This is a genomic window from Luteimonas cucumeris, assembly GCF_007830035.1.
Taxonomy (GTDB): domain Bacteria; phylum Pseudomonadota; class Gammaproteobacteria; order Xanthomonadales; family Xanthomonadaceae; genus Luteimonas_C; species Luteimonas_C cucumeris.
Map to the genome: position 1 here is coordinate 35,523 of NZ_VLKN01000011.1, position 8,765 is coordinate 44,287.

Here is an 8,765-nt window from a genome sequence, read left to right on the forward strand (position 1 = left end):
TCGGCTGCTTCAAAAAATGACAACTGCCGTTGCAACCGATGCTCGCGTGGCGGCGACAGCATTGAGCGTCAAAGTCGATCGCTGCACACTCTGCCAGCGAATGCGCTCCGAGCCAGTGACGCCGCCGCGGTGCTGTCCTGCGGGCCGTCAGCCAGCCTGCGTACGCGCCATCCTGCGCGCCAGCCACCAAGCCCCGAGCGAGGTCGGCAGGCCGACGATCAGCGCGTAGGTGCCGGCCGGGTTGCGGGTCTCGTCGAGGAAGCCCTCGCCGCCTGGCAGCAGCACCACCAGCGCCACCGCCAGGCAGCCGTAGCCGACGATGGCCAAGGCCCAGAACAGCCACTGCAGCGCGACGCTGCCCTCAAGGCCCTGCCCCTCGGCGTCCGCGTCCTGTGGTCGCCCGGCTTTCGGGTCGAGGCCCAGGCCCAGTGCGGCCAGCCATTGCGACAGCTTGATCGGCAGCAGCCCGTCGCGGTCGCGGACCGCGCGTCGTGGCGACGTGCCCTCGGCGGTATGACCCGGCGGCAACGTCGGCAGGTCCGCGCGCGCCTGGCCCGGGCCGCGGTCGCCGGCGGCCGTCAACGAAGGACGACCATCGACTGGCGGGGATTGCGAGGGTGGTACGGCCAGCGGTACCGCGGCCAGCGGTACCGCGCTGATCGTGGCCTGGGTGGCGACGGCGGCCGCGGCGGGTGCTGCCGGTGGCGGCGAACTGGCCGGCATCGACGCGTTGCGCTGGATCGTGGCGGACTGGTCGGCGCGCTGCGGGGCAGGCATCGCGTCCGCCCGTGCGGCAGCGGGCAAGGCGGCTTGCGGGTTGAGGGGCGAAGTCGCGGCCGCCGGCAGCGGTGCCGTCGTCGCGGCCGGCAGCGTGTTGGTGGCGGCGAGGCTGCTCGGCGCACTCGCGGCATTGTGGAGCGCGTTCTGCGCCATCATCGCGGCACGATCGGCGAGATTGGCGGCGCTGGCCGCGGCCGTGCCCAATGGTGCGCCCAGGGTATTGGCCAGTTGCTGGGCGACGTTCGCGGCGCCGGCGCCCAGGGTGTTGGCGACCAGCTGCGAGGCCACCGACGTGGCCGATCCCAGCAGCGAATTGCCTGGTCCCTGATAGGTCGGCGCGCCGGTGGAGGAGGTGTTCGTCGGCGATGGGGCATTGTTCGCCTGGCCGGGCCGCGAGTGTTGGCCGTGTCCGTCGACGTGGCCCCAGCGCGGCGGTCCCTCGCCACGCGGTCCTTCGCCGCGTGGGCCGTCACCGCGCGGGTGATGCTCGCCGCGGGCGATGTCGCCGCGCGCGCCGTCATTGCGGCTGCCGTCTCCGCGTACGCCATCGCCGCGACCGTGATCGCCGCGGGCGCCGTCGTTACGCGCGCCGTCGCCGCGCGGCCCTTCGCCCCGCGTGCCGTCGCCGTCGTGGCGCAGTGGGTTGCCGTCGCCTTGGCCTTCGCTGGCGCGACGTTCCGCCGCCAGTCGTGCCTGGTGCGGATCGTTGGCGGTTTCGCTGTCGTCCGGACCGTCCAGCAGCTGGTCCATCAGCGGGTCCTGGCGCACGAACTGCTCGTGGCGATTGTGCAGGCCCCCGAGCAGCTGGCTGAGGTGGGAAAGCGGCGTGGACATGGCACTCATCCTTCAATGACGTAGGCAGGCCCCTGTCGCGCAGGCGCAATGCGCACACGCTACCGGCAGGCTAGTCGCCTGGCGCGCGGGCGTCACCCTAGTCCTGACCCTAGGTTCGAAGCCGTGGCGCCAAGGAGAGGCGGGGGGCTCGAACTCGGTCCGTGGGGCCGGTCTGTGCCTACCGGGCCAATTCCAGGGCGGCGTGCTTGCTGCGGCGCCGGGCTTCGCGCGGCTGGTCCCAGGCATTGTTGAACAGGGCCGGCTCCCAGCTGCCGTAGGTGGGGTTGGGCAGCATCCACCAGCGTTCGCCGAACCAGTCGCCGTATTCGTCGACCAGCGCGGCGCGATCGGCCGGGGTATTGGCGACGATCTGCACGAAATCGCCGAGCTGGTCGCCGAACTGCATCAGCACCCGGTACTGCTGTCCGGCCAGCCGGCGCCGGCAGTTCTTCTCGCTGCCGTGCTGTTCGCAGCCCTCGACCACGGTACCCAACCCCAGGAACACGTCGTCGTTGGCGACCGGCATGCCGACGGCCTCGAGGTTGGCGATGGTCGCGTCCTTCAGGTGCACGGCGCGGTTGGACAGGTACAGGATGGTGATGCCTTTCGCGCTCGCGGCGCGGGCGAAGTCGACCACGCCCGGCACGGCCCTGGCGCGTTTCTCGGCGACCCACTGATCCCAGCTGACCTCGTCGAACTCCTTGCCGTCACGGACCAGCCGCGCCTGGTAGGGCGAGTTGTCGAGTACGGTCTCGTCGACATCCATGACCACCGCCGGCTTGAGCCCGGCGGTCTGGCCGGCATTGTCGCGTTCGCCCGGCACCAGCGCGTCCCAGTGCTTCTCGCGCAGCGCGATGTCGAGCTTGTCGGCGGCGGCGCGGTATACGGTTTCGCTGGCGGCCCGGTATTCGGCCGAGGCCTGCACCCACAGCACGGCGTTGAGGTTGTCATCGGCGGGCGGTGTGCCCGCCGCATCCTTTTCGACGGTTGCAGCGGCGGGCTTGCCGGCAGGCATCGCCGCGTCGGGTGCGGTGAATGAAGTCGGTTTGCAGGCAGCGAGCGCAAGCGCGAGCAGCGACAGGGTCAGCAACGAACGCATCGTGCGCTCCATGGGTCTGGAAGGCGCGAGTGTAGCGAAGCGCAATGCCGGATCGTGTCGTACCGATCGGGCCTCCCGGTCATCGCGGTCGTGGGCGATTGCGGTCGCGGGATTTCAACGGGGGTCAACGGTCCAAGGCGGGAGGCCTTCACAAGCACAGCGTCGCGCTCAAGTCTCCAGCAAGGCCTTGATCGCGGCGAAGCCCGCGCTCGCGCGCTCTTGCTTGCGCGCGGCGTCGGCGACCGGGTCGGCGCCGTCGCGTTGCAGTTCCGCCGCCGGCAGTTCGTCGAGGAAGCGGCTCGGCTGCAGCCGCAGCTTGCTGCCCCATTTCTGCGCTTCGCGCGAATGCGACAGCCACAGCTGTTCCTTGGCGCGGGTGATGCCGACGTAGAGCAGCCGGCGCTCCTCGTCGAGGCGGCCTTCGTCGATGCTGGCCTCGTGCGGCAGGGTGCCGTCCTCGACGCCGACGATGAACACGTAGCGGAATTCCAACCCCTTCGCCGCGTGCATGCTCATCAGCCGTACCTGGTTGCCGGCGTCGTTCTTGTCGGCATGGGTGAGCAGGGCGAGCTGCGCGGCGAGTTCCGCGGCACCACTGCCGCGGCTGCGCCCAGACGGGCCGCCTTCGAACCATTCCGCGAGCTCGTCGAGATTGCCACGGCGAATCACGAACATCTGTTCGTTCTTGCACTGCGCGCGCAGCGCGGCGAGCAGTCCGGAGCGTTCGTTGAGCTGGCGCACCAGCTCGGCCGGCGGCAGCCGCGTGGCTTCGCCGCGCAGATGGCGGACGATGTCGGTGAAGCCACTCAGCGCATTGGCCGAACGCGCCGGCAGCTGCTTGAGCAGGCCGATCGATTCGGCGGCACGCGACAGCGGCAGGTGCGCGTGCTGCGCCAGTTCGGCCAGCTTGGCCAGCGTGGTCGCGCCGACTTCGCGCTTGGGCGACTGCACCGCACGCAGGAACGCGGAGTCGTCCTCGGGATTGGCGATCAGGCGCAGCCACGACAGCGCATCCTTCACTTCGCCGCGATCGAGGAAGGCGGTGCCACCAGACAGGTGATAGGGCACGCGCAGCAGCTGCAGCGCTTTTTCCAGTACGCGCGACTGGAAGTTGCCGCGGAACAGGATGCAGAACTCGCTCCATTCCACCTTGCGCGCGGTGCCAAGGAAATGGATCTCCGCGGCGACGCGTTCGGCTTCGTGCGCGCTGTCGCGGCATTCCCAGACGCGGATACGCTCGCCATCGGCCTGCGCGCTCCACAGCGTCTTGGGATGTTCGTGCGGATTGTTGGCGATCAGCGCATTGGCCGCGCGTAGCACGCGGTTGCTGCAGCGGTAATTCTGCTCGAGTTTCACGATCTTCAGCGCCGGATAGTCCTGCGCCAGCTGCGACAGGTTCTCCGGGTTGGCGCCGCGCCAGGCGTAGATGCTCTGGTCGTCGTCGCCGACGCAGGTGAAGTTGCCTTTCGGCCCGGCCAGCGCCTTCAGCAGGCGGTACTGCGCGTCGTTGGTGTCCTGGCATTCGTCGACCAGCAGGTAGCCGATGCGTTCGCGCCAGGCCAGCGCGGCTTCCTCGTCGTTTTCCAGCAGTTCCACCGGCAACCGGATCAAGTCGTCGAAATCGACCGCATTGAAGGCCGACAGCCGCGCCTGGTACTTGCCGTACAGCACCGCGGCCTCGCGCTCGCGCGTGGACTGCGCCGCTTCCAGCGCCTGCTGCGGCGACAGCCCGCCGTTCTTGGCGCGCGAGATCAGCTGCTGCGCGGCCTGCACCGCATCGGGCTTGGCGCCGGGCAGCAGGTCCTTCAACTGCGCGGCGGTGTCGTCGGCATCGAAGATCGAGAAGCCACGCTTCAGGCCCACCTTCGCATGCTCGATCTGCAGCAGCTTCAGTCCCAGCGCGTGGAAGGTGCAGATGGTCAGACCCTCAAAATCTTGTTCGCCTTCGGCCCGTCGCCCCCGCTCATGGTGAGCCCGTCGAACCACGCGCTCGCGCATTTCCTTGGCCGACTTGTTGGTGAAGGTGATCGCGGCGATGCGCTTGGCCGGATAGCGGCCCGAAGAGATCAGGTAGGCGATCTTCTCCACGATCACGCGCGTCTTGCCGCTGCCGGCGCCGGCCAGCACCAGCATTGGGCCGTCGCAATGCGCGACTGCGGCGTTCTGTTGGGGGTTGAGGCCGTGCATCCGGAAAGCCGTGATTGGTGATTTCGTGGTTCGAAAAAAGCCGCCGGCAGGTGCCGGCGGCTGTAAGGATCATACAATCGTTGCCGGCGATCCGCTGTCGCGCCTGCCAATCACGAATCACCCATCACGGCTCCCCAATGGCCAAACTCTATTTCTATTACTCGGCAATGAATGCCGGCAAGACCACTACCCTGCTGCAGAGCGCGCACAACTACCGCGAGCGCGGCATGCGCGTGCTGATCCTGACGCCGGCGCTGGACGATCGCGCCGGCAGCGGCACGGTCGCTTCGCGCATCGGCTTGCAGGCGCAGGGCGTCGCCTTTGGTCGCGAGGATGATCTGGAGCGACGCGTGCGCGACGACATCGCCACGCACGGCAAGCTCGACTGCGTGCTGGTCGACGAGGCGCAGTTCCTCAGCAGGGCGCAGGTCTGGCAGCTCAGCGAAGTGGTCGATGCGCTGCGGATCCCGGTGCTGTGCTATGGCTTGCGCACCGATTTCCGCGGTGAACTGTTCGAGGGCAGCCAGTACCTGCTGGCCTGGGCCGATGAACTGACCGAGATCAAGACCATCTGCCACAGCGGCAAGAAGGCGACGATGACGGTGCGCGTCGACGAGCAGGGGCGCGCCGTGCAGGCCGGGCCGCAGGTGCAGATCGGCGGCAACGAGCGTTACCTGTCAGTATCGCGCGCCGAGTACAAGAAGGTCATGCGCGGCGAAAGCACGGTCGAAGGTAGTCCGCTGCCGCTGCAGCCGCCACTGCCGTTGTAATCCTCCGGGCTTCAGCGACAGGCGCTGCGGATCCGGCCGACTTCGCGCGGCAGCGCGCCGCCTTCGGGCAAGGCGGCCGTCAGTTCGCCTGCCAGCGTGTCCAGTTCGCCGCGGCCCAGCGCGACTTCGTCGCGACGGCACAGTGCCTCGGCCGCATAGGCGCGCGCGCGCCAGCGCAAGGCACGCTGTTCTGCGCCGGTGCCGTCGAGCTGGCTGATCGTCTCGAACCGTTGCATCGCCGACGCGAATTCGTCGCCGCGCGCCTGCAGTCGGCCCAGTGCCAGTTGCGCGCGTGCCAAAAGGGTCGCATCGGCATCGCGCAGCAGGTTGACGGCCTGGTTCAGGCGCAACCGCGCCTCCACGTCGCGACCGAGCGCCGCCAGCGATTCGCCGACCTGGCGATCGATGTCGCCGACCTGCGGATGCAGCGTGCCGGACCGCGCCACGCGCAGGCGGCGCGCTTCATCGAGCGCGCGCAGTGCGTCGTTGTCGCGTCCGGCGCCGTGCAGCACCATCGCATAGTGGGACAGTCCTTCCGGCAGCAGCTCCTCGCCGCCGGGCAGGCGCCAGACCCGGGTCGCCTGGCGCAGCGCCGTCAACGCCGCTGCCGCGTCGCCGCGTTCCCAGGCGACGATGCCGCGCGCGTTCCACAGCGCGCCGATGTCGCTGTGGTCGGGGCCGAGACGCGCGATCAGCAGCTGTTGCACGTCGCGCAACTCGCGCGCCGCTTCGCGCAGGCGGCCCTGGTCGAGATGCACGCCGGCCAGCTGCCGGCGCACCAGCAGCGTGGATGGATGCTGCGCGCCCAGCTGCCGCGTCGCCAGCGCCAGTGCCTCGGCCAGGGTCTGGCCCGCGGCATCGGCATCGCCCAGCTCGCGCTGCACCACGCCGATGTTGTGCAGGATGTCGATCGCCAGCGGATCCTTGGCGCCATCGATGGCGCGCAGTTGCGTCAAGGCATCGCGAAAGCCCTGCAGCGCCGGCTCCGGCTGGCCGGCGTCGGAATGTAATGCCGCCAGGTCGACCAGGTTGTCGACCACGCCGACCTGGTCGCCGAGCGGATCGCGGCGCAACGCCAGCGAACGTTCGTAGAGCACGCGTGCGCTGCGCAGTTCTCCGATATCGCGCCGGCAGCGGCCCAGCTGCGAGTAGAAGTCCGCCGCCTGCGAGGCCAGCTGCACCTGTTCGCGCCGCGCCACTTCCAGCAGCGGTTGCATGGTGGCGATGCAGTTGCGCGCTTCGCCGAGCAGGCGCTGCGCGCGCCCGGTCTGCGCGGCGGCCTGCAGCCGCAGCGAGGAAGGCGGATCGGGCATCGACGCGATCATCGCGGTCTGCCGCTGCAGCACCGACAACGCCGGGCGATAGTTGCCCAGTCCGATGTGGATGCGCGCGATCACGCCCAGCACTTCGGCACGCGCATGCGGTTCGCGCGACAGGCCGCGCTCGCCGCGCTCTTCGGCCGCCTTCAGCAAGGCCATCACGTCGAGAGGCTTGCCATCGGCGGCGACGCCGGCGCTTTCGATCAGGCCGATCACGAAATCCTGCATCGCCTGCGCGCGCGCCGCCTCGCGCACGGCTTCGCGCGCCTGCCAGGCGACAATGCCCAGCGCGCCAAGCAGTACCGTCGCCACGACCAACGCCGTGGCCAGCGCCCAGCGATGGCGCTGCACGTATTTGCGCACGCGGTAGCTCACGCTTTGCGGGCGCGCCTGCACCGGACGGCCGGTCTGGTAGCGCTGCAGGTCCAGTGCCAGCGCTTCCACCGACGGATAACGCTGCTCGGGCCGCTTGGCCAGCGCCTTCAGCGTGATGTTGTCGAGGTCGCCGGCCAGCGCTCGCGCGCGCCGGCGCAGGCCGGCCGCATCGTGCAGCGTCGAGGTGTCGGTGTTGCGCAGCAATGCCTGCGACGGACGCTGCGGATCGCGCGCGACGATCGCTTCTTCCCACTCGGCATCGGTCTGGCGCTTGAGCCGATAGGGCTTGGCGTCGGTGAGCAGTTCGTACAGCACCACGCCGAGCGAATACACGTCGGTCATGGTGGTGACCGGTTCGCCGCGCACCTGTTCCGGCGCCGCGTAGTGCAGGGTGAACGCGCGCACGCCGGTGCGGGTGCGCTCGACGGTCTTGTTGCCGGTGTCGAGCAGCTTGGCAATGCCGAAATCGAGCAGGCGCACCTCGCCGCCCGGCGTCACCATGATGTTGGACGGCTTCAGGTCGCGATGCACGATCAGGTTGGCATGTGCATGGCTGACCGCCTCGCAGATCTGCTGGAACAACGCCAGCCGTGTTTCCAGCGGCACCGCGCGGCTGCGACAGTAGTCGGTGATCGGTTGTCCTTCGACGTATTCCAGCGCCAGGTACGGCTGGCTATCGTTGCTGATGCCGGCATCGAGCAGGCGCGCAATATGCGGATGCTCCAGCCGCGCCAGGATCTGGCGTTCACGAGTGAAGCGCAGGCGCAGGTTGGGATCGGCCAGGCCGGGGCGCAGCAGCTTCAGTGCGACGCGGCGCTGGTACAGACCGTCGGCGCGCGCGGCCTGCCAGACCTGGCCCATGCCGCCTTCGCCGAGCAGCAGTTCGAGCCGATACGGCCCGACCATCGCACCGGTGCGCGCGCTCGGCGCCAGCGACACGACCGGCTCGGACAGGAAGTCCTCGCTGCCGTGTTCCAGCGCGATCAGTTCCTCGAGTTCGGCGGCAAGATCCGGCTGCGTCTGGCGCAGTTCGGCCAGGTGCCGCTCGCGCTCGGCTGGCTCCAGCTCGAACAGGGCGTCGAGCAGCGGCGACAGGCGTTGCCAGCGTTCGAGGTCCATGGGTCAGCTGCAATCGCTGTGGGACGAATGAACGCATGCGTCCTGTGGTTTGCGTTTCACTCGTCTCTTTGAAAAGCAAAGGGCGGAGAAAATGTGCTTCGAGATTTGTTGCTTTTGCTTTTCAGCTGCGTAGCTACCTAGACCCGTAGGGCGGCGGCCATGGATGGCCGCCGTTTTCCGATGGAGGCAGGATGCCGACTCGGAAAATCGCGAGCCACTATCCCACTGGCCGGATTGATTTGTCGGGGAAGGGCCTTCTCTTTGGTTACTTTCTCTTGGCCC

At 68.9% G+C, this 8,765-nt stretch carries 5 protein-coding genes; 1 reads left to right on the forward strand and 4 read right to left on the reverse strand.

Going from position 1 to position 8,765, the window contains the following annotated elements:
• Positions 1–147: 147 nt before the first annotated feature.
• The 3 genes from IP90_RS15800 to IP90_RS15810 all read right to left on the reverse strand — a co-directional run bounded on the left by IP90_RS15800 (position 148) and on the right by IP90_RS15810 (position 4,900).
• Entirely contained in the window at positions 148–1,614 is a 1,467-nt protein-coding gene (locus IP90_RS15800; RefSeq protein WP_144900631.1) for a hypothetical protein, read from the reverse strand.
• A gap of 178 nt (positions 1,615–1,792) precedes the next feature.
• Complete coding sequence (locus tag IP90_RS15805) at positions 1,793–2,725, reverse strand: 5'-nucleotidase, lipoprotein e(P4) family (protein ID WP_144900632.1); 933 nt, start codon at positions 2,723–2,725, stop codon at positions 1,793–1,795.
• A gap of 156 nt (positions 2,726–2,881) precedes the next feature.
• The gene (locus IP90_RS15810; protein ID WP_144900633.1) at positions 2,882–4,900 is read right to left on the reverse strand and encodes a UvrD-helicase domain-containing protein; all 2,019 of its coding nucleotides are present in this window, start codon (positions 4,898–4,900) and stop codon (positions 2,882–2,884) included.
• A gap of 137 nt (positions 4,901–5,037) precedes the next feature.
• Between IP90_RS15810 and IP90_RS15815 the strand changes: the two genes are divergently transcribed.
• Positions 5,038–5,670: a thymidine kinase gene (locus tag IP90_RS15815; protein ID WP_144900634.1), complete on the forward strand. Its 633-nt coding sequence runs from the start codon at positions 5,038–5,040 to the stop codon at positions 5,668–5,670.
• An 11-nt stretch (positions 5,671–5,681) separates the two neighbouring features.
• On the opposite strand, the gene IP90_RS15820 is transcribed toward IP90_RS15815, so the two are convergent.
• The gene (locus IP90_RS15820; protein ID WP_144900635.1) at positions 5,682–8,483 is read right to left on the reverse strand and encodes a serine/threonine-protein kinase; all 2,802 of its coding nucleotides are present in this window, start codon (positions 8,481–8,483) and stop codon (positions 5,682–5,684) included.
• Between the last annotated feature and the right edge of the window lie 282 nt (positions 8,484–8,765).